The following is a 20,955-nucleotide window of genomic DNA, read 5'->3' as shown; positions in this document are numbered from 1 at the left end:
TGGTTTATTTTGTGATTATTTTCCCGTCCTGCCTTATCACGAATGTTTGATTAGAGAAAGGACTTTTTACTAATATATTAAATCCTGATGCATGATTTTCTAGTATTGGTTTTAAAATTTTATGATCTATACTGATCGTTTCTTTCGTAAGATCCGTAATTGATTTTGCCCAGACTTTATGTTTTTGATAATATTCTTTTTGGGTCCTGTATAAATTATAAAGTTCCCATTTTACTTTTTCGTCCTGTGGAATCGTAAAGCTGTCTTTGCCTTCTTTTGAAGAAAAGTAGACATATCCCCATTTTTCAGGTTCATGCATATTGATTACGCCCATTGGCGACCAAACCCAATTGTACTCCGGAAGAAATTTTCCGTCAGCACCTTTTTTGCGTTCATAATTACCGTTTGTGATTGTATGCTCCCAGTTTACCCTTGAAAAATTAACTCTCCAGAATTTATCCGCAGGAACATTTTGGTCGAAATAGGATGTTTTATAAGAAGCCCACGGAATTGCCATTTCTAAGACCCAGCCCTCATCAATATCATTGGGATTATTGAGGGTACCATGAATTTTAACTGCTGATTTCAGACCCGGAATATTCCAGTCGTTCAAAACAACCATGTCATTTTCTCTGTAAGGTTTTGACAAAAACAAATCCCAGGCTGTATTTAAGGCGTTTATTTCTAATTCATAATAATTAAAAGTGTCGTTGTCCGGATCTACAAATACCTCAAAATCATTGTTATAAAAAATAATAGTATCGCGTTGTTTTAAATTTGCCCAAACATGCGGTTCATCCATTTTTGCCAATATATAAAAATTGGTTTCGTCCCAGAGCATTTTTACTTTTGTTGCATACTTTGGTTTTACGTTATTTTCTATATCCTCAAAAAGAGCCGTCCATTCTGCTTTTGCCCACGAAGCATCAGATTCGTCGCCATCAATCAAAATTGGAGTTGCAGTTTTTGACGCCACATACGTTTTAGGTATAATGGTACTTTTTTTTGATTGGGAAAAACCTGCAACCGAAAGAAAACCTATAACAACTGTTAACGATTGAAATTTTAAACGCATCTTTTTTTCTATAAACTGTTATCTTTTGTAAACTGAATTACTTCACTTAATTTACCAAATGCAAGTGCTACCACTGTATCTGCTGCTCCGTAATAAACGGCCAGTTTATCTTCTTCGATACTGTGTAAAGCGGCACATGGAAAAACCACATTTGCCACATCGCCAACTTGTTCGTAAAGTTCTGCAGGACCTAATAAATAAGGCTGTGTTCTGTATTTTACTTTGTCCGGGGAATCAACTTCGAGAAGTGCTGCTCCCATTGCATAACGAAAACCATTGCAGGTATTGATTACACCGTGATAAATCATCAGCCAGCCCTCTTCTGTAAGAATTGGGATTGGTCCCGCGCCAATTTTGGTACACTGCCATGCGCTGTCTTCAAAAGGAGACGGTTTCATTACCAAACGGTGCTCTCCCCAATATTTCATATCCGGGCTGTAGCTGATCCAGATATCTCCAAAAGGCGTATGTCCGTTGTCACTTGGACGGCTTAACATCGCATATTTTCCGTTTATTTTTTGTGGAAACAAAACACCATTTCTATTGAAAGGCAAATAGGCATTTTCGCATTGAAAAAATTCTTTAAAATCAAAAGTATATCCAATACCAATTGTGGGTCCGTTGTAACCATTGCACCACGTAATCCAGTAACGGTCTTCGATAAAAACAACACGCGGATCGTACTTATAAGCCGATTCGATCATGTCTGTATTTCCTGCCTGCATTACGATTGGTTCGTGGTTGATATCCCAATCGATTCCGTTTTTACTAAATCCGGCAAAAATATTCATTTGAACCGCTTTGTTATCACATCTGAAAACACCCGCATATCCATCTCCAAAAGGAACTACAGCACTATTGAATACACTGTTTGAAGAAGGAATTGCATTGCGTTGTATAATTGGATTTTCAGAATATCTCCACATTACATCATTACTGTTTTCGGGTCTGTCTTGCCATGGAATACTGCTCATCTTTTTTGTTTTTTGTTTTTTGTTTATTATTTTTTGTTTTTATTTTTAAACTTTGTCAAATTTTCGGGCTTTGATAGAGCTGTCGTATTTTTTAAACACACAGAAACATAGTTTTTGAAACTGCATAAAAAGACGCTTCACTTGCATTAATACACATAGCCGTCAGAAACTTGTTCCTTTTTTATTCTTTTTTATACACACTTAAAACTAGGTTTCTATATATTAAAACTCCTAAGAGCTTCGTCTACTTTTCTAATTTTCTAATTGCCCAATTATCCAATCATCTAATCCGCTATTTTTCGAACTTTATCCAACCACGTAAATTTCAGGATTGCCATAGTCACTAAAAATACAATTAAAGCCACTATTGCTTTTGGATAATCTCTGATAATGAAGAATATTGGGAGCAAAATCATACTGGACTGCCATACAATTCCGATAGCGCAATTCATCATATCCAGTCCAAAATCTTTATTTTTTTCGAAAGTCTGATCTTCTGCTTTTAATTCCTTATACACCGGATGCCAGAATCCCCAAGGTCTTACATTAGAATAGAACGATTTTAAAACTTCCATATCTGTTGGTTTGCTTAAAAAAGTTCCCAAAATACAACCCAAAATCGAGAATCCAAATATTATTGGAAACAGATAAATTGCCTGCACTTGTGCTAACTCGTATAAAAACGAGCCTTCTGCTAAACTTCCTTTGGCCTGACCAAGGGCAAATTGTAAAGAAGCCACAACTAATCCGGCGAACATTCCCCAGAAATAACCCCAACCGTTAAAACGCCACCAAATCCATTTTAAGAAATTCGCTGCCACATAACCTCCGTACAAAGCACTTGTAATCCAAAGTGTTAACGAGTTGATAGAGTCTGCAAAGAATCCCATAAAAACCCCTAAACCTACAACCAAAAAAGAAGAAATCTGACTTACTTTTATATAATGTTCGTTTGTCGCAACAGGTTTAAAGTATTTTTTATAGATATCATTTACAATATAGGCCGGCCCCGCGTTTACAAAAGCTGAAAATCCGGACATGAATGCGGCTAATAAACCGGCTAATAAAATCCCTTTTATTCCAACAGGAATGTACAGATTCACCACTTTTGGCATTAATAATTCTAAATCAGCTCCCGTTAAATTTGTATTCGCATTCAGCTCCGGCGCCATATTGACCAAAGCAATGACTACGATTCCGGTGATTAATAAATATCTTGGAATGAATAAAATTAAGTTGGTAAAACCACTCATATATGCCGCTTCTTTTACCGATTTTGTAGAAAGAACTCTTTGTAAATCGTAACTTGGTGTTGGTCCTGCAATACTCGCAAAAAATCCTTTAAACAAAGTCATTCCGATAAAAGCACCAAACATTTTATAACCTTCAGAATCAATTAAATTGTTGAAGGTCTGAAATTTATCACTCCATTGAGTTTCAAACTGCCATCCGAAGAAAACATTTTTCCACTCTTCTGTAATAACCGAATTAATCTGAATGTCCGTATAATTGATAAAAGCATATCCGGCAATCAGTACTCCGGCTATAATCATAATAATATACTGCACCACTTCTGTGGCTACTACAGAAAACATCCCTCCTTTTACGGTATAAATAGTGGTTAAAAATATAATAATCAAGGCATAAGAACGCTCTGAAGTCAGCAAAATCATATCTCCATAATGAAGTGCTAAATCCCACGGAAGAATGATGGTAACGAATTTTCCGATTCCTTCAAAAAAGTAGGCGATAAAACCAATCGTAGAAATAATAGCAAAAACGGCCACAATAATATGAGACGCTTTTCCGGCCCTGTCGCTTCCAAAACGAGTCAGAATCCACTCAGAACCCGTCATTACTTTTGATCTTCTAATCCAGACTGCCAGGAACATCATGACAAAAATCTGGTTCCAGATCGGCCAAAGCCACATAAACATGAAACTTTTTACACCGTACAGAAAAAGTACTCCAATCATCCAGGAAGTTCCGGATACATCAAACATTCCTGATCCATTGCTAAGACCTAAGAAATACCATTTGATTGTTTTTCCGCCAAGAAAATAATCATCTAATCCTTTTTTTGCTTTTCTTGAAATCCAGATTCCTATACTCACAGAGAGTAGAATATAAGCCACAATTATCGATACGTCAATGATATCCATTAAGTCTATTTGTTGTTAGGTTAGTTTTGTTTTTTGTTTTTGTTTATTTTTTTATTCCCCAGTTTTTATTTGGCTGTGCTCCCATTACAAAATGTAAAACACCGCCTTTTAAAATCTGTTGGTGTGAAATTGCTGTTTGATTAAAGTCTGCTCCGTTTAAAGTAGCTGACTGGATATAAAAGTTTTTATCGGAGACATTTTCTGCCTCGATTACAAACTTTTTACCGCCCTCCAGATTAATTGTTGCTTTTTCAAAAATTGGACTTCCGATTTCGTATTCTGCCGAAGCCGGATTCATAGGATATAATCCCATTGAACTAAAGATATACCAGGCCGACATTTGTCCGCAGTCTTCGTTGCCGCTCAATCCATTTGGTGTTGTATTGTACTGTGTGTCTAAAATGTGACGCACCCAATATTGTGTTCTCCAGGGCTGCCCTGCATGATTGAACATATAGGCGATATGATGACTTGGCTCATTTCCGTGTGCATATTGCCCGATTAATCCTGAAATATCTGCCGAAACATTGTTTCCTGTAATTTCTGAACTCTCTGTAAACAATTGCTCTAATCGTTTCGTAAAAATTTCATTGCCACCATGAAGCGAAACAAAATTTTCGACATTATGAGGTACAAACCAACTGTGCTGCCACGCATTTCCTTCGGTATAATCCGTATGTTCTCTGTGGTTGGAATGTTTCGGGTCAAAAGGTTCGTTCCACGATTTTCCATCTTCAGATTTACCTCTCATAAATCCTGTTTTCGGATCAAATAAATATTGATAGGCCTGTGATCTTTTTAAGAAAAACTGATAATCTTCATTTTTACCTAAAGCTTTCGCCATTTGCGCTACACACCAATCGTCATAAGCATATTCTAACGTAATCGTAACCGATTCGTCAAGTAAATTATACGGAATATAACCGTATTTTTTGTAAAAGTTTAAACCGCGTTCATCCTGCATCATGGTGGTTTTCATAGCAGAAAATGCTTTTTCGGCATCAAAACCTCTAACGCCTTTTAGATAGGCATCAACAATTACCGGAATCGAATGATATCCTGTCATTGTATTGGTTTCGTTGGCATACAATGTCCAGACCGGTAATATTTTTTTGGTATCGTAATACGCCAACATTGAATTTACAATATCCGACGTTTTATCCGGAGCCAATAAAGTCAGTAAAGGATTTTCGGCTCTAAAGGTATCCCAAAGCGATAAAGTAGAATAGGCTGTATAATTGTTGGCAGTAGCTATTTCATCATTTTCTTTTCTAAACTGACCGTTTTTATCACTGTATGTAACCGGTGCAACCTGTGCGTGATACAAAGCCGTATAAAAAATTGTTTTAAGAGAATCTATTGGTGTTTCAATTTCAATTTTGCTTAAAGCCGAATTCCAAATAGAAGCCGCCTGCGATTTTACAGTCTTGAAATTTGATTTTTCATCATCTAAATTTTCTTTCGCATTTGCCACACTTACAGATGACAAAGCCACTTTTAGGAATAATTCATCTGAATTTCCAGCATCAAAAAATAATTGTGCTGCTGTATTTTCACCATCCGTTTTTTTAGTATTTACAATTTGTTTATCAGCAGTTAAAACAGATTCTTTAATGGGTTTTGAAAACACAGCGACAAAAAATACTTTCTGATTTTTTGCCCAGCCCGTGCTGTAACGATAACCGCTTATAGTATATTGGTCTTCAATTGTAATTCCTGTTTTTAAGGCCTTATCCCAATTTATCGCAAATCCCAAATCGATCACTACAGATTGTTTGTCGTTTTTTGCAAATGTATATTTATGATAAGCTGTTCTTTGAGAAGAAGTTAATTCTACATTGATTTTAGGATCTTTAAGAAAAACTTGGTAATAACCCGATATTGACTTTTCGTTAGCATGACTATAGGATGATTTATAAGGTAATTGATCTCGTGAAATTGTTTTGGTTGTTAAATCGACTTTTTTGTTTGTTGGCATAAATAAAATATCTGCCAAATCCCCAATTCCTGTTCCGCTTAAATGCAGGTGGCTAAAACCAGACACAATCGAGTCTGAATAATGATATCCTGAACACCAATCCCAGCTCGAGATTCCGTTGTCCGGACTTACCTGCAGCATTCCAAACGGAACTGTCGCTCCCGGATAAGTATGTCCATGTCCTCCGGTTCCAATAAATGGATCAACGTAATCAGCAAAAACATTTTTCTGATTCTTATTTTTATACGATTTTACTTTACAACTTGTAATAAAAACCAGAACTAAAACAGACAGTAGAATTTTCTTCATTTAAAACAACATTAATTTAACTTTAAATTTAAACAAACTGACTTTTTATTAAAAGTAATTTAGACGGACAACATCTAAACTCAGACCAACATCAAAAAAAGTAACAAAATCCTCTTATATGAATTTCAATTCTAATAAGTAATTTCAAATACTGTTGCATTATCATATTATTTTTGGCTCAATAATTATTTATTTTATATTTTTAAGAGAGAGGAAGCTAATTTTATGATTATTGGCATTCTATAAAAACCAATTTATTTACATTTTCCAATTCACATAATCTTGTAGTGTTTAGATATTCCACTTTTAAATGAAGATAATTTTAAACATGAGGTAAGTAAAAATGCGTAAAACAGATCCATCAGCATTCAACCTAACACAGTAGGAGGTTTTCTACGTGTCTCTGTTTCCAATTCAATGTCTGAAATTATGTAACATCAGCATAATTTTAACAAGTTAAGTGGTATATGTATCGGAAATGCAAAAAAAATGAGCGGGGATGATATATAAAAAATGACCATAAGCCTTCTTTTAAAAATAAAAAAGATATTTTTGTCGTTATACAAGTGATTAAAATTACCTGCTAAATTATTTCGCTCAAATAACTAAGATTATAGAAATGAAAATAAATTGTTTGATTATTGACGATGAGCCATTGGCAATCAATGTTATTAAAAGCTACTTAGAGCCAATTGAAAATTTTGAGGTGACAGAGACTTTCAGTAATCCGATAGAAGGGCTAAATTTTCTTAAAAACAATAAAGTTGATGTCATTTTTCTTGATATTAATATGCCTGTTCTGGACGGTATTAATTTCATAAAAAGTCTTGAAAATCCACCATTGCTTGTAATCACGAGTGCCTATAGCCAGTTTGCAATTGAAACTTATGAATTGGATGTTTTAGATTATTTAGTAAAACCAATCGAGTTTCCAAGGTTAATGAAAACGCTGAATAAAATCAGTAAAAGACTCGAAAACAAAACAAATCCTGTTCCCGAAAATACTACAGAAAGCCCTTTTATTTTTGTCAAAATTGATAAAAAGAGAATGAAGAAGATTTTTTTCAACGAGATTTTGGTTATCGAAAGCCTGAAAGATTATTTAAAAATAAATACACTAACGGGTAAATACATTATTCACAGTACTTTGTCTGACTTTACGGATTTACTACCGGAAAAGAACTTTCTAAGAATACACAGATCTTACACCATTGCGATTGATAAAATTGATGCAGTTGAAGGAAACAGCATCGAAATTGAAGGACTTAGGTATGTAATTGGCCGATCTTATATTGATCTTGTAAAACATAAAATTTTAAATTCCTCGATTTAAACTAATCTCATCCTTAGATTACCAAAGATCTTTTCTATAAAAAAGCCTTTGTCAAGTTTAAAACACTGACAAAGGCTTTTAAATTTAATCGTCCGGGTTATATTCTTCAATTAAATTTACCAGCAGCTAAACTCATAAAATACAGAACAAAAAAAAATGCAGCCAACCACGGCTGCATTTAAAAATGGTAACTAACCAAATAAACCACATGAAATAGTCTATTTTATTTTAAAGATTATTTTAGAAATAGTACCTCTTAAAAGCTTCAATTGCAGAATAATCTGCTAAACCTAAAGCGTGGTACTTTTCGGCCGTTAATCTGTTTCTGTCTTCTACTCTCACCCAGAATTCCCTACTGTCATCGCCCTGAAACATTACACCGTCTTTTTGAGACTGGTGATAGAAAATAGCATGGCGTTTTTTAAGCACCTGATCAGGACTCATAGGAACCGCCATTTCAATTTGGTACGATTCCCATTCATGCCACGCTCCTCTGTACAGCCAAACCCAACAATCGTCCATAAAACTTTTATGTTTCAATCGTTTCAGAGCCTCAAATAAACTGTCCAGACAAACTTTGTGCGTTCCGTGTGGATCTGCCAAATCTCCGGCGGCATAAATCTGATGTGGTTTTATCCTCTCAATAATATCACACATAATTTCGATATCAGCTTCACCCAGATTGTTCTTTTTCACCGTTCCAGTTTCATAAAACGGAAGATCAAGGAAATTTACATTAGAATCCGGCACACCAAGATATCTGGTCGCTGCCATAGATTCACTTCGTCTAATCAGCCCTTTTAATTTTCTAACTTCCAAAGAATCGATATCATTACTTTTTTTATTTTTTAAAAAGTCAATGATCTTTTCAGATGCTACAGAACTGGCATTTAATGCTTTTGAAATTTCAGCAAATTTTAAAGCTTCCTCATTCGAAACCGCTATATTCCCTGAGGTTTGATAAGCGATATGAACATCGTGCCCCTGCTCTACCAATCTGTCAAAAGTTCCTCCCATCGAAATGACATCATCATCCGGATGCGGACTAAAAATGATAATTCTTTTTTTCTCCGGAGTGGCACGTTCCGGTCTGTATGTATCGTCAGCATTTGGTTTTCCTCCCGGCCAGCCTGTAATCGTTTGCTGCATTTTATTGAACATTTTGATATTCAAATGGTACGCAGTTCCTTCTTCTTCTAAAACACTCGACATTCCGTTATCGTTATAATCCTTGTCTGTCAGTTTCAGGAACGGTTTTTTAGTCAATTCGCTTAACCAGGCAACCGCCTTTAACTTTAACTCTTCTGTCCAGATTACCGATTTTACCAGCCAGGGCGTTTTCACTCTCGTTAATTCCGATGAAGCTTCAGTATCTAAAACAAATGTTGTGTTGTTGTGCTGTTGTAAATAAGTAGCCGGAACACGAGAGGAAATTTCGCCTTCGATTGTTTTCTTTATAATTTCCGCTTTGCTGATTCCCCATCCAAGAAGCACAATTCGTTTGGCATTTCTTACTGTACCAATTCCCATTGTAATTGCTTTTCTGGGTACATTATCAACTCCTAAAAATGAAGAAGCGGCATCCTGACGTGTCAGGTGATCCAGTGTAATACTTCGTGTTGCTGAATTAATATGAGATCCCGGTTCATTAAACCCAATGTGTCCCGTTCTTCCAATTCCCAAAAGTTGAAAATCTAATCCGCCATAGGATTTAATCTTCATTTCGTAATCAATGCAATATTGCTGCAAGTCTTCGTTGCTGACATTTCCGTCAGGAATATTGATGTTTTGAGGTAAAATATTGACGTGATTAAAAAGGTGTTCATGCATGAAATACCAGTAACTCTGAATATCTTTTTTATCCATTGGATAATACTCATCTAAATTGAAAGTTACTACGTTTGCAAAACTCAAACCTTCTTCTTTATGAAGCCTTACCAGTTCTTCGTATACTTTTACAGGTGAAGATCCTGTAGCAAGTCCTAAAAGACAAGGCTCGTTTAACTCTTCTTTTCTTTGAATTATATTGGCTATTTCCTGAGCTACTAAAACCGAAGCCTCCTGAGATGACTCGAAAATCACATTATGAATTTTCTCAAAACGGGTTTCTTCGAACTTTCCTGCTTCCTTAAAATTTATATTTTCTTTAATCATTTGCCTATTGTTCTTATTATTTAGCATAAAATTAAATAACAGACAATGTAAATAATCAAAAATTCGACTAATAACCTGTAACCTTCGCCAGAAAACATAATTTGAAACTTTAAGAAGAAGACCCACCAAATTCCAAATCAAAAATACTGTCGTTTGAATAGTTTACTACATTTTCGTTTTTTAAAGCCTTCTTAAATTTGCTTGTTTTCTACTCTTCATGCGGCTGAATGAAATTAAAATTATAATTTGTATTTTCGTTTAACTGAAAATATTCTGCTTGAATCAACTTTACTTTTAACACTAAAAAGTCAGCTGATAATTGATAACGCCGAAACAAAATCAACATGAAACCACCAAAACTTTTTACTTTGTTACTTATACTGGCGCTTTTTGTTTCTTCTTGCTCTACTGTTTTGAAGAGCTCAAAAATTGATTATCTGACTAGTAACTATTGTCAGCCTACCATTCAATATGATTATTCTCAACTTGAAACGCCACAGCATAAAATACAAAAACAAGACAGTATTTTAAATGCCAATATATCCAAACACGATCTGTTGGTCAGCAAAGCTATTGGCATTGAAACGTATTTGGCAGAATATCTTCAAATAAAAAAAGACACTTTGAAAAAATTGGTTTTAAAACAAAAAATCACTGATCGTCTTATGCTTACCACCATAGAAATAAACGCATTGGCATCAGAACTAGACTGTAATGGCGAACGCATCAATAAGCTAGCAGACTTTGTTGATGACATCAATAATAAAAGAACCAAAAATCTAACTGTTGCTTCTGTCACTTTAGGTGCATTGACGACCGTGGCGACTGTTTTAATAAAGAACAACAATGCCAGTAATATAGTTGGTGTAAGTGGTGGATTACTAAGCGCCGGATTAGGAGCCCTGACCATTTCACCAAAAGGCAAAAAGATCAACCTAAGACTTCAAAGAAACCTTTTGGGGAATATTTGGTACAATGACAATTCAAACGAAACATATCCCAACTCGATATGGACAATTATAAACGAGAAACAATTTAGTAATTCCGGAGAAAATGATTTACAGGAAAGTATTAAAAATCGATGGCTGCAATACAATTTCAATGGAAAAATAGATTCTGAAACCCAAAAACTTTTCTTTGACGATGGCGGCATCTATTCTGCCGATGATCTACATTCCAGAGCGAATATGCTAAACGAATTACAAGCAACGATTCGTTCGCTTGAACAGGATTTAAAAAGCTTAGCAGTGAGACTTAATAGTTTTTGATGGTGCATACAGGGAAACTAGAAACCAATTCAAATATAAAACAAAAAAACCACTCGATTTGAGTGGCTTTTCGTGAACGCAGAAGGATTCGAACCTTCGACCGCCTGCTTAGAAGGCAGGTGCTCTATCCAGCTGAGCTATGCGTCCTTCATAATAAAACAAAAAAGCCACTCGTTTAAGTGGCTTTTTATGTGAACGCAGAAGGATTCGAACCTTCGACCGCCTGCTTAGAAGGCAGGTGCTCTATCCAGCTGAGCTATGCGTCCATTTGTTTTAAAACTTTATGGCAAAGTTTTCGTCGGGGTGGCAGGATTCGAACCTGCGGCCTCCTGCTCCCAAAGCAGGCGCGATAACCGGGCTACGCTACACCCCGAAGGCAAAATTATTAAGCGGAGAGACAGGGACTCGAACCCTGGCGACGGTTACCCGTCGACAGATTAGCAATCTGCTCCATTACCGCTCTGGCACCTCTCCAAGCTCAAGAAACGTGTTCTGTTTTGCGGTTGCAAAGGTATGACAACATTACATATCTCACAAGTATTTTGGTGCTTTTTTTTATCTTTTTTTAATCTTTTTTCTAAAACACTTCACAATCAAACGAATAGAATTAACAAAAAATTCATATTAAATTTAAAATTCAATCGAATTGAACCAAAATTTGAATTTATTCAAATAAACAGTAAATTTGCTTGATTAACTAATATTAACAGAAAATGAACAAAAGAGTTGTTATCGTTTCTGCCGTTAGAACACCTATCGGAAGTTTCATGGGAGGTTTATCTACCGTACCCGCACCAAAATTAGGTGCTGCCGCTATAAAAGGCGCACTTCAAAAAATTAACCTTGACCCAAAATTAGTTGATGAAGTATTTATGGGCAATGTAGTACAAGCCGGAGTTGGACAAGCGCCAGCGCGCCAGGCTGCACTTTTTGCCGGTTTATCAAATGAAGTTGCTGCGACAACCGTAAATAAAGTTTGTGCTTCAGGAATGAAAGCAGTTATGTTTGCTGCCCAGGCTATTGCTTGTGGAGACGCTGAAATAGTAGTTGCCGGAGGAATGGAAAACATGAGTTTGATTCCACATTACGTACAAATGCGTAACGGAACTAAATTTGGCCCTGCAACAATGCTTGACGGAATGCAAAAAGATGGTTTGACAGATGCTTACGACAACAACGCAATGGGAGTTTGCGCTGACTTATGTGCGTCTGAATACAACATTAGCCGTGAAGAACAAGACAATTTTGCCATTCAGTCTTATGAAAGAAGTGCAAAAGCCTGGGATGCCGGAAAATTCGACAACGAAATTGTTCCTGTAGAAGTTCCTCAAAGACGTGGCGAACCTATTATCGTTTCAAAAGATGAAGAATACACCAACGTAAAACTGGACAAAATTCCTTCATTAGCTGCCGTTTTCACAAAAGACGGAACAGTTACTGCCGCAAATGCATCTACAATCAATGACGGAGCCGCAGCTTTAGTTTTAATGTCTGAAGAAAAAGCAATCTCACTAGGGCTTAAACCCCTGGCCTATATAAAAAGTTATGCTGATGCAGCTCAGGAACCAAAATGGTTCACGACAAGCCCGGCAAAAGCATTACCAAAAGCGTTAGACAAAGCAGGAATTACAATTGGCGATGTTGATTATTTCGAATTCAACGAAGCTTTTGCAGTTGTTGGACTAGCCAATTCAAAAATTCTTGGTCTGGATAATGACAAAGTAAACGTAAATGGTGGCGCCGTTTCATTAGGTCATCCATTAGGGTGTTCCGGAGCGAGAATCATCGTAACTTTGCTGAATGTTTTAGAACAAAACAATGCCAAAACCGGAGCAGCTGCAATTTGCAATGGTGGCGGTGGCGCATCTGCAATTGTTATCGAAAGAGCTTAAATAATATTACATTAGGAGTTATTAATTTTAATAACTCCTAATGTTTCAAACTAATACATTACTAAATGTTCGGAATTTGCAATTTAGCCATAGTACCCGTTCGAGCTGAACCAAGTGACAGAAGCGAAATCGTTACACAACTTTTGTTTGGAGAACACCTCCAGATTTTAGAACGCCAAAATCAATGGGCCCGAATAAAAATGCAATACGATGATTACGAAGGCTGGGTAGATTCCAAACAATATCAGGTAATTTCAGAAGCAAATTACAATCAGCTTAGCAATGATGCCATTATTCTTAATGCTGATTTGATTGATTATATCAGTGCACCGGATAATTTATTATTACCAATTCCGCTTGGTGCATCATTATCCTTTTTGAATAATAATGAAATCAATATTTCAAACTTTGATTTCGAAGGCACCAAAACAAGTGGCATAAAACCTAAAAGCGCTTTAATAAATACTGCTTTTATGTACTTAAACGCACCTTATCTTTGGGGCGGAAAAACACCTTTTGGAATCGACTGTTCGGGTTTTACCCAAATGGTCTACAAACTAAACGGATACAAGATTCACCGCGATGCCTCACAACAAGCACGTGAAGGAGAAGCCTTGAGTTTTATTGAAGAAAGCGAAGCAGGAGATCTGGCCTTTTTTGATAATGACGAAGGAAACATCATTCATGTAGGCATCATTATGGACAATAATTACATCATTCACGCAAGTGGAAAAGTGCGTATCGACCGTTTAGACCATTTAGGAATTTACAATCCAGAATTAAACAAACACACGCATAAACTTAGAGTAATCAAGAAGATTATATAATTTTTTTGCCACTGATTACATAGATTCACACAGATTAAAAAATCATTTTAATCCTTTAATCTGTGGCCAAAAAAAAGAAAAATCCGCAATAATCCGTGTTTTTGCTTGCAAATCGGTGTCATCCGCGTGCCAATTTATCACGCACTAATACGAATCACTTTTCGAAACTCCGAAGGACTATTCCCTCTCTGTTTTTTAAAGAACTTATTAAAATGACTTTCATCCGTAAAACCAAATTCATAAGCAATTTCGTTGATTCGTTTATCACTGAATTGCAAACGATGTTCAATTAGTTTTGTTTTATAATTGCTGATATATTGCTGCATGGTTTCATTCGCATGTTTCTTAAAATAACGTCCTAAATACGTATTCGAAATCCCGAAATACTCACTCAGCGATTCTGCTTTAATTCTTTCCGGATAATAAATATTGTTCTGAATGTATTGCAAAATATCCATTGCTTTCGCCTCACAGCCAATATTGACCTGTTCCGGCAAATACTTCGCGATATTTCGAGCCACAATAATAATTAAAGTATTTACCAATTGCTGAATCAGTTCTTTATTATAAACATCCTTATCCTGACGTTCGCGAATAATCGCTTCAATCATTACTTTTACCAGACATTTATCTGCTTCATTTTTCAAAATACAACCCGGCTGATGGTTTGCATTTTGTAAAATATATTCTAAACGCTGAATATTTTCATTTTGCAAACTCGAGTTTTTCAAGTAAATATCATTAAATCTCAAAAAGAAAAATTTCGTTTCTGTCTCAATAGTAAAATTATGACAATCCTCAGGCGTCAGTAAAAACATATGTCCCGCATCATATTCAAAAATATTTTTGTTGATACACTGCCTACCCGTTCCTTCCAAAATATAAACCAATTCAAAGAAATTATGACGATCTCCAACATCCGGATATTCATCTAAAGTCTCAAAGGAAACGGTAAACGGCTCGTATAAATTTTCTTTTTTCATAATGGTCTTTATTAATTCGGCTACAAATTTACATAAAAAACACAAATATATACCATTTAACACTCTTAAAAATGGTATAATTTTGCCAAACAATTTTAAACGATAAAAAACAACGGTCATGGAATATAGAAAATTAGGCAATACTGAACTTGAATTATCAACTATTACATACGGCGCATTTGCCATAGGAGGAAACATGTGGGGCGGAAACGAAAAAGCAGATTCAATTGCCTCAATTCATGCTTCAATCGATCACGGCGTTACTACAATCGACACCGCTCCTTTTTACGGATTTGGCTTAAGCGAAGAAATGATCGGTGAAGCCTTAAAAACACAAGACCGATCAAAAGTACAATTGTTAACCAAATTTGGTTTGGTTTGGGACGGAAGCAACAACCAAAAAGGAGAATTCTTTTTTGATGCAGAAGACAACGGAAAAAAAATACCGGTTTATAAATACGCTTCAAAAAACAGCATTATAAAAGAAGTTGAAGAAAGCTTAAAACGTCTTCAAACCGATTATATCGACTTATTACAAATTCACTGGCCGGACGCTACAACACCAATAAGTAAAACAATGGAAGCACTTGAAGCTTTAATCCAACAAGGAAAAATCAGGGCTGCCGGAGTGAGCAATTATAGCCTTTCGCAAGTTCAGGAAGCACAAAAAACAATTCAATTAGCATCCAACCAGGTTCCGTACAGTATGTTGAACCGCGCTATCGAATCAGATTTGATTCCGTATACCACAGCAGAAAACATCGGAATCATTGCTTACAGTCCAATGGAAAGAGGTTTGCTAACCGGAAAATATTTCACCAACAGCAAACTAAAAGACAACGATCACAGAAATGGTTATTTTGGTCAGTTTGATCTTCAAAAAGTAAAAACTCTGGTCGAAGAATTGAGTTCATTAGCAAACGCAAAACACATTTCAATCTCACAATTGGTCTTACGCTGGACGACTTTACAAAAAGGAATTACCATCGTTTTAGCCGGAGCAAGAAACGCAGAACAAGCCATTTCTAATGCAAAAACTTTTGACTTTGATTTATCAATTTCAGAATTAGATTTTATCAATCAGGCTATTGCAAAAGTTAAATAATCGAATTCTTAAAAAATATTTAAACACATAGAAACATAGCCAATAGAAATGCATAAAGGCGTTTCACTTATTTAAATTCACATAGCTGTAACGAAAAGCCTGTTATGAGCTTTGTCAAAGTTTTGAACTTTGACAAAGCTTGTCACCGACTATGTGTTAGAAACTAGTTTCTTTTTACATTCTCTAAACACAAAGCAAAAACCTATGTTTCTATGTGTTTAAAATTCTACGCAACAAATTAAAAAACAATAAAAATAATTTGGGTGTGTTTCGCCGCGGCGAACCGGGCTATCCGTTGCAATCTTTTATGCCGAACCCCGGCACAAAAGGATTTCCACTGCTATCCCTCACACTTACGAATTCATAAGAAAACAAGAAAATGAAGAAAATATTTATCATCAACGGAAGTCAAAATTTTGCGCATTCAGGCGGAAAATTCAACGAAACGGTTACCAACTGGACAATCGAATACTTCAAAAACAGCAAGCAATTCGAAATTAAAACCACCGACATCAAACAAGATTTTGACTTAGACGAAGAAGTTGAAAAATTCGTCTGGGCAGACGTCATCATTTATCACACACCGGTTTGGTGGTTTCAATTACCCAACCAGTTTAAAAAATACATCGACGACGTCTTCACCGCCGGACACAACAAAGGAATTTACAAAAGCGACGGAAGAACCAGAACAAATCCGGACATTAATTACGGAACCGGCGGACAATTGCACGGACGTAAATACATGTTAACCACCAGTTGGAATGCACCCGCAGCAGCTTTTACACTTCCGGGAGAATTTTTCGAAGAAACATCTGTAGATGATGGAGCGATGTTTGGTTTCCATAAAATGAATAAATTTACAGGTATGGAAAAATTAGACGGTTTCCACTTTCACGACGTTGAAAAAGGTGCAACTGCAGAAAACATTGACATCTTTAAAGAAAATTACACCAAACACTTAAAAAAAACTTTTAACTTTTCACAATTATGATCTCAATTACAGCACTATTCAAAAGTAAACCAGAAAATAAAGAACAATTACAAAGCATGTTAAATCATTTGGTTACCGAAACCAGAAAAGAAGCTGCCTGTGTACGTTACGACCTTCATCATTCTGAAAATGTATTTATTATCTGGGAAGAATGGAAAGATCAGCCAGGTCTTGACATACACAACAATCAGCCTTATCTACTGGATTTTATTGCCAAAAGCGAAAATCTTGTAGCTGTACCCATTCAGGTTTACAAAACGGTTCAAATTCTATAATTCTTTTGCCACGAATTTCACAAATTTAAGCTTAATTAAAAATAAAAAAAACGCGAAAATTCGTGAAATTCGTGGCGAAAAATTAATCACTTAATCCCGCCAAAAGCGCCAAAACACATATTTTTGTGCAGGATTTCGACACTCGTGAAACCTACTTTTTTCATTAGATCTAACTGGTAATTCATTGATCTTGGCGTGTCTTCTTTTTCTACATAATCCAAAACTTTCTGGCGGTATTCTTCACCACCAATTCCTTCTAAATAATCACCATAACGCTGCCAAGTATATTCGTTTAACAATTCAGTATCTTGTGTTATCAAGTCCGAAATCATAAAACATCCGCCTGGTTTTAATAATTTAAAAATCTTGGCAAAAGTCGTTTCCCAATCCTGATCATCTCGTAAATGATGCAAAACGGCACCGGCTAAAATAATATCAAAATGATTTTCGGGCAAATCTACTTCACGTATATCCCCTTGCTTTACTTCTACCCTTCCGTTTGTTTCTTTTGAAACCCTGTCAAAAGCCCGATCCAGCATCGGCAAACTCAAATCGACCAGCGTACAATTCAAATCAGGTGTTTTAGACAACATCTTTAAAGTATAATTTCCTGCTCCACAACCAATATCTAAGACATTTTTAGCATCAGGAACGATTCTTTTCGAAGCTTCTGTGATTAATTCTAAAGAGATTGTTGCGTCAATTGTCGCGACCTGCCCTGTTTCTAAATTTGAGAATCGCTCGACATCATTGTCAAAACGCTCTCTGATTTCTGCAATAGTTGATTTTTTCATCGCTTTTTGTTTTAGGTTTCACACAGATTTTACAGATTAAGGCAGATTTAAAATGATTGTCTTTTTTACTTATTACAATCTAAATAAAAATCTGCGACTATCTGCTTCAATCAGTAGAATCTGCGTGAAACATTTTTTCCAAAAGTATTCTTTTGATATATACTTCAAAAATACTTATTTTGTCAATTATTAATACTTAATAGGTATTTATGGAATTACGACACTTGAAATATTTTCTGGCTGTAGCCGAAGAATTAAACTTTACCAAAGCCGCAGAAAAGCTTTTTATTTCACAGCCGCCTTTGAGTCGCCAGATTATCGAACTAGAAGAAGAAATCCAGGCGCGCTTATTCATTAGAAACAATAAAAAAGTCGAATTAACCGAAGCCGGGAAATATTTCGAAAAAGAAGTACGGGAACTTTTCCAGCATCTGGAACGCATCACCATCAAAACGCAGAAAATAGCCGAAAATGTTTCCGGAGAATTCAGGATCGCTTATATCAGTTCGATTTATTCAAGTGTAATTTCAGAATTGATACAACATCTAAAAGCCGAATATCCATACGTGAATTTCAAACTTTTTGAAGTTTCGACAACCAAACAAATCTCAGCTTTAGAACAAGGAAAAATTGATTTGGGAATTATTCGATCTCCCATAAAATCACCTAAAATAAATTCAAAATTATGGTTTCAGGACGGTTTTTCAGTAGTTTATAATAAAGGTTTAATTCAAATTAATTCTGAGAAAGAAATTCCGAAACTGAAAGATGAAACTTTTATTTTTTTCAATAAAGATTACGCGCCGCATTACCATGAAGTTTTGCTGGAACTTTGCGCCTTTTATGGCTTTACACCGAAAGTTGTTCACGAATCAAACAACATCAATTCGATTGTACAACTGATCAAAAACGGTTTAGGAATTTCGATTGTTCCATCAAATATCGCCAGAAACAATCAGTATTCTGAAATTGGTTTTATCGAATTGAAGAAAGTCAATTTATACACTGATGTTTCATTAATCACTTCAAAAGAAGACGATTCAGAAATCACGAAATCCGCAGTTGAATTTTTATTGCAGTTTAAAAAATAATCTCGCAGAGGCGCAGAGGTGCAAAGTTTTTTCTCATTTTATGTCATTTCGAGAACGAGCGATCCTCGCAAGAATCTCGACAAAGATTGGTAATTTGCGTGCGTAGAATGGATTAAAATCCCTTGAAACGCAAAGTAACCCCAATCTACTCATTTCGAGGAACGATATAAAAACTCTGCGCCTCTGCGACTTTGCCGAGATTAATTAAAGTTATGGAAATCCGTAAAAAACAAGACCTTAAAGGAATTAAATTGCACACAATAAATACACAAAACACTAAGCAATTAGCGCAAAAAAGTTACAATTTATCACAGATAAATCTTCTAAAAAGAACGAACTTTTAAATACCTTAGCAGATTATTACAATACCTAAACAAAATCAATAAAAATGGCGGAGCAATCTTCAATTCAGTGCCCAAATTGCGGAACAACTATCGATGTAAATGACATTCTGAAGCATCAGTTAGAAGACAGCATCCGTAAAGAGTTTCAACAAAAAGCAAATGCTCAGGCAAAAGAACTGGAACTTAAAAACGAACAATTCGAAAAGGCCAAAACTGAATTTGAAGCTAAAAAGAAACATGAAAATGAACTTTTTGCAGAACGTCTGGAACGCGAAAAAAAGGTAGCTGAAAAAGAAATTACCGAAAAACTAAAAACCAAACTCGACGAAGAAAACAAAGATCGTTTGCTATTGATGGAAAAAGAACTTTCCGAAAAATCAGAGAAACTTCGTGAACTTAGTAAAATGCAAGGTGAAATTGCGAAACTTCAACGTGAAAAACTGGAGATGAAAGACGCAATTCAGGCCGAAGCCGAGAAACAACTCAATGCGACCTTGGTTTTAGAACGGGACAAAATCCGCAAACAGGAAGAAGAAAAAAACGAACTCAAAATAAAGGAATACCAAAAACAATCTGACGATCAAAAAAAGCTGATTGAAGAAATGAAACGCAAGCAGGAACAAGGTTCTATGCAATTGCAAGGCGAAGTAATGGAATTAGCGATCGAAGAATGGCTGGCGAATAATTTTCCGCTCGATACTATCGACGAAATCAAAAAAGGCGCAAATGGCGCCGATTGCCTCCAGATTGTCAATACCCGCGAATTACAAAATTGCGGTTCTATTTATTACGAAAGTAAACGCACAAAAGCTTTTCAACCTGCCTGGATCGAGAAATTTAAAAATGATATCAGAACTAAACGAGCCAATATTGGTGTTTTAGTAACTGAAGTTATGCCGGCTGGAATGGACAGAATGGGAATGCGCGACGGTATCTGGATTTGTACGTATGAAGAATTCAAAGGTTTAAGTGCCGTTTTACGTCAATCGCTAATTCAGGTAAGTCAGGCGGTTCAGGCGCAGGAAAACAAAGGCGACAAAATGTCGATGCTGTATGATTTCTTAACGAGCAATGAATTTCGCTTGCAGATAGAAGGAATTGTTGAAGGTTTCACCCAAATGCAGAGTGATCTTGATTCTGAAAAAAGAGCCATGCAGCGTATCTGGAAACAGCGTGAAAAACAAATCGAAAAAGTTATTCATAACACTCTGGGAATGTACGGATCGATTCGTGGTATTGCCGGAAATGCCGTTCAGACTGTACGAGCCTTAGAATTAGATTTTATAGAAGGAGAAGAAAAAGAAGAAGATCCTAAGGAATTGTTAGATTAATGAAAATCGTTCAATATCCTGTTTATTTTTTAGCGACAAATCTTTGTCAAAGTTTTGAACTTTGACAAA

The 20,955-nt window shown here is 35.8% G+C and carries 16 protein-coding genes and 4 tRNA genes; 9 read left to right on the top strand and 11 right to left on the bottom strand.

Features of this window, described 5'->3' with window-relative positions:
• Positions 1–4: 4 nt before the first annotated feature.
• The 4 genes from B0A67_RS10850 to B0A67_RS10835 all read right to left on the bottom strand — a co-directional run bounded on the left by B0A67_RS10850 (position 5) and on the right by B0A67_RS10835 (position 6,498).
• Entirely contained in the window at positions 5–1,075 is a 1,071-nt protein-coding gene (locus B0A67_RS10850; protein WP_072960078.1) for a carbohydrate-binding family 9-like protein, read from the bottom strand.
• 8 nt (positions 1,076–1,083) lie between these two features.
• Entirely contained in the window at positions 1,084–2,049 is a 966-nt protein-coding gene (locus B0A67_RS10845; protein ID WP_072960080.1) for a glycoside hydrolase family 130 protein, read from the bottom strand.
• 284 nt (positions 2,050–2,333) lie between these two features.
• Positions 2,334–4,211 carry a sodium:solute symporter family protein gene (locus B0A67_RS10840; RefSeq protein ID WP_072960082.1) on the bottom strand — a complete coding sequence of 626 codons (1,878 nt, stop codon included), beginning with the start codon at positions 4,209–4,211 and terminating at the stop codon, positions 2,334–2,336.
• Between the two features lie 43 nt (positions 4,212–4,254).
• Entirely contained in the window at positions 4,255–6,498 is a 2,244-nt protein-coding gene (locus tag B0A67_RS10835) for a GH92 family glycosyl hydrolase (protein ID WP_072960085.1), read from the bottom strand.
• 619 nt (positions 6,499–7,117) lie between these two features.
• On the opposite strand from B0A67_RS10835, the gene B0A67_RS10830 reads away from it, so the two are divergent.
• Positions 7,118–7,831 (top strand): LytR/AlgR family response regulator transcription factor, encoded by a 714-nt coding sequence (locus B0A67_RS10830; RefSeq protein WP_072960103.1) that lies wholly within the window; start codon positions 7,118–7,120, stop codon positions 7,829–7,831.
• A 240-nt stretch (positions 7,832–8,071) separates the two neighbouring features.
• Here the strand turns inward: B0A67_RS10830 and nagB are convergent, their stop codons facing one another.
• The gene (gene nagB / locus B0A67_RS10825; protein ID WP_072960105.1) at positions 8,072–9,985 is read right to left on the bottom strand and encodes a glucosamine-6-phosphate deaminase; all 1,914 of its coding nucleotides are present in this window, start codon (positions 9,983–9,985) and stop codon (positions 8,072–8,074) included.
• 344 nt (positions 9,986–10,329) lie between these two features.
• Between nagB and B0A67_RS10820 the strand changes: the two genes are divergently transcribed.
• Positions 10,330–11,253: a hypothetical protein gene (locus tag B0A67_RS10820; protein WP_072960107.1), complete on the top strand. Its 924-nt coding sequence runs from the start codon at positions 10,330–10,332 to the stop codon at positions 11,251–11,253.
• A gap of 73 nt (positions 11,254–11,326) precedes the next feature.
• Here the strand turns inward: B0A67_RS10820 and B0A67_RS10815 are convergent.
• The 4 genes from B0A67_RS10815 to B0A67_RS10800 form a co-directional block, all read right to left on the bottom strand.
• Positions 11,327–11,400: transfer RNA gene (locus B0A67_RS10815), tRNA-Arg, on the bottom strand.
• Between the two features lie 45 nt (positions 11,401–11,445).
• Positions 11,446–11,519, bottom strand: a tRNA-Arg gene (locus B0A67_RS10810).
• Positions 11,520–11,551: 32 nt separating this feature from the next.
• Positions 11,552–11,626 (bottom strand) — tRNA-Pro (locus B0A67_RS10805).
• 17 nt (positions 11,627–11,643) lie between these two features.
• Positions 11,644–11,727 (bottom strand) — tRNA-Ser (locus B0A67_RS10800).
• Positions 11,728–11,966: 239 nt separating this feature from the next.
• On the opposite strand from B0A67_RS10800, the gene B0A67_RS10790 reads away from it, so the two are divergent.
• A complete protein-coding gene (locus B0A67_RS10790; protein ID WP_072960111.1) occupies positions 11,967–13,145 on the top strand; it encodes an acetyl-CoA C-acyltransferase in 1,179 nt (392 codons plus the stop codon).
• A gap of 65 nt (positions 13,146–13,210) precedes the next feature.
• Positions 13,211–13,972: a C40 family peptidase gene (locus B0A67_RS10785; RefSeq protein ID WP_072960113.1), complete on the top strand. Its 762-nt coding sequence runs from the start codon at positions 13,211–13,213 to the stop codon at positions 13,970–13,972.
• A gap of 137 nt (positions 13,973–14,109) precedes the next feature.
• Here B0A67_RS10785 and B0A67_RS10780 read toward each other — a convergent pair whose 3' ends face one another.
• Complete coding sequence (locus B0A67_RS10780) at positions 14,110–14,955, bottom strand: AraC family transcriptional regulator (RefSeq protein WP_072960406.1); 846 nt, start codon at positions 14,953–14,955, stop codon at positions 14,110–14,112.
• A 118-nt stretch (positions 14,956–15,073) separates the two neighbouring features.
• Here B0A67_RS10780 and B0A67_RS10775 point away from each other — a divergent pair, with 118 nt between their 5' ends.
• From B0A67_RS10775 to B0A67_RS10765, 3 genes are all read left to right on the top strand, one after another.
• Positions 15,074–16,060, top strand: a complete 987-nt coding sequence (locus tag B0A67_RS10775) for an aldo/keto reductase (RefSeq protein WP_072960115.1) — start codon at positions 15,074–15,076, stop codon at positions 16,058–16,060.
• A gap of 379 nt (positions 16,061–16,439) precedes the next feature.
• Positions 16,440–17,051: an NAD(P)H-dependent oxidoreductase gene (locus B0A67_RS10770; RefSeq protein WP_072960118.1), complete on the top strand. Its 612-nt coding sequence runs from the start codon at positions 16,440–16,442 to the stop codon at positions 17,049–17,051.
• Complete coding sequence (locus tag B0A67_RS10765) at positions 17,048–17,326, top strand: putative quinol monooxygenase (RefSeq protein ID WP_084074558.1); 279 nt, start codon at positions 17,048–17,050, stop codon at positions 17,324–17,326. The genes B0A67_RS10770 and B0A67_RS10765 overlap by 4 nt, the downstream gene beginning before the upstream one ends.
• An 86-nt stretch (positions 17,327–17,412) precedes the next feature.
• On the opposite strand, the gene B0A67_RS10760 is transcribed toward B0A67_RS10765, so the two are convergent.
• Positions 17,413–18,120: a class I SAM-dependent methyltransferase gene (locus B0A67_RS10760; protein WP_072960120.1), complete on the bottom strand. Its 708-nt coding sequence runs from the start codon at positions 18,118–18,120 to the stop codon at positions 17,413–17,415.
• 209 nt (positions 18,121–18,329) lie between these two features.
• On the opposite strand from B0A67_RS10760, the gene B0A67_RS10755 reads away from it, so the two are divergent.
• Together B0A67_RS10755 and B0A67_RS10750 are read left to right on the top strand one after the other, a co-directional pair.
• The gene (locus tag B0A67_RS10755; protein ID WP_072960121.1) at positions 18,330–19,211 is read left to right on the top strand and encodes a LysR family transcriptional regulator; all 882 of its coding nucleotides are present in this window, start codon (positions 18,330–18,332) and stop codon (positions 19,209–19,211) included.
• Between the two features lie 388 nt (positions 19,212–19,599).
• Entirely contained in the window at positions 19,600–20,886 is a 1,287-nt protein-coding gene (locus B0A67_RS10750) for a DUF2130 domain-containing protein (protein WP_072960122.1), read from the top strand.
• Positions 20,887–20,955 lie beyond the last annotated feature (69 nt).

The organism is Flavobacterium aquidurense (assembly GCF_002217195.1).
In the GTDB taxonomy this organism is placed as follows: domain Bacteria; phylum Bacteroidota; class Bacteroidia; order Flavobacteriales; family Flavobacteriaceae; genus Flavobacterium; species Flavobacterium frigidimaris.
This window is presented reverse-complemented; position numbering and strand designations above follow the sequence as displayed.

Bases quoted from the DNA above. Each gene is read 5' to 3' on its own strand.
- B0A67_RS10850 (WP_072960078.1), bottom strand. From the start codon at position 1,075: ATGCGTTTAAAATTTCAATCGTTAACAGTTGTTATAGGTTTTCTTTCG.
- B0A67_RS10845 (WP_072960080.1), bottom strand. From the start codon at position 2,049: ATGAGCAGTATTCCATGGCAAGACAGACCCGAAAACAGTAATGATGTA.
- B0A67_RS10840 (WP_072960082.1), bottom strand. From the start codon at position 4,211: ATGGATATCATTGACGTATCGATAATTGTGGCTTATATTCTACTCTCT.
- B0A67_RS10835 (WP_072960085.1), bottom strand. From the start codon at position 6,498: ATGAAGAAAATTCTACTGTCTGTTTTAGTTCTGGTTTTTATTACAAGT.
- B0A67_RS10830 (WP_072960103.1), top strand. From the start codon at position 7,118: ATGAAAATAAATTGTTTGATTATTGACGATGAGCCATTGGCAATCAAT.
- nagB (WP_072960105.1), bottom strand. From the start codon at position 9,985: ATGATTAAAGAAAATATAAATTTTAAGGAAGCAGGAAAGTTCGAAGAA.
- B0A67_RS10820 (WP_072960107.1), top strand. From the start codon at position 10,330: ATGAAACCACCAAAACTTTTTACTTTGTTACTTATACTGGCGCTTTTT.
- B0A67_RS10790 (WP_072960111.1), top strand. From the start codon at position 11,967: ATGAACAAAAGAGTTGTTATCGTTTCTGCCGTTAGAACACCTATCGGA.
- B0A67_RS10785 (WP_072960113.1), top strand. From the start codon at position 13,211: ATGTTCGGAATTTGCAATTTAGCCATAGTACCCGTTCGAGCTGAACCA.
- B0A67_RS10780 (WP_072960406.1), bottom strand. From the start codon at position 14,955: ATGAAAAAAGAAAATTTATACGAGCCGTTTACCGTTTCCTTTGAGACT.
- B0A67_RS10775 (WP_072960115.1), top strand. From the start codon at position 15,074: ATGGAATATAGAAAATTAGGCAATACTGAACTTGAATTATCAACTATT.
- B0A67_RS10770 (WP_072960118.1), top strand. From the start codon at position 16,440: ATGAAGAAAATATTTATCATCAACGGAAGTCAAAATTTTGCGCATTCA.
- B0A67_RS10765 (WP_084074558.1), top strand. From the start codon at position 17,048: ATGATCTCAATTACAGCACTATTCAAAAGTAAACCAGAAAATAAAGAA.
- B0A67_RS10760 (WP_072960120.1), bottom strand. From the start codon at position 18,120: ATGAAAAAATCAACTATTGCAGAAATCAGAGAGCGTTTTGACAATGAT.
- B0A67_RS10755 (WP_072960121.1), top strand. From the start codon at position 18,330: ATGGAATTACGACACTTGAAATATTTTCTGGCTGTAGCCGAAGAATTA.
- B0A67_RS10750 (WP_072960122.1), top strand. From the start codon at position 19,600: ATGGCGGAGCAATCTTCAATTCAGTGCCCAAATTGCGGAACAACTATC.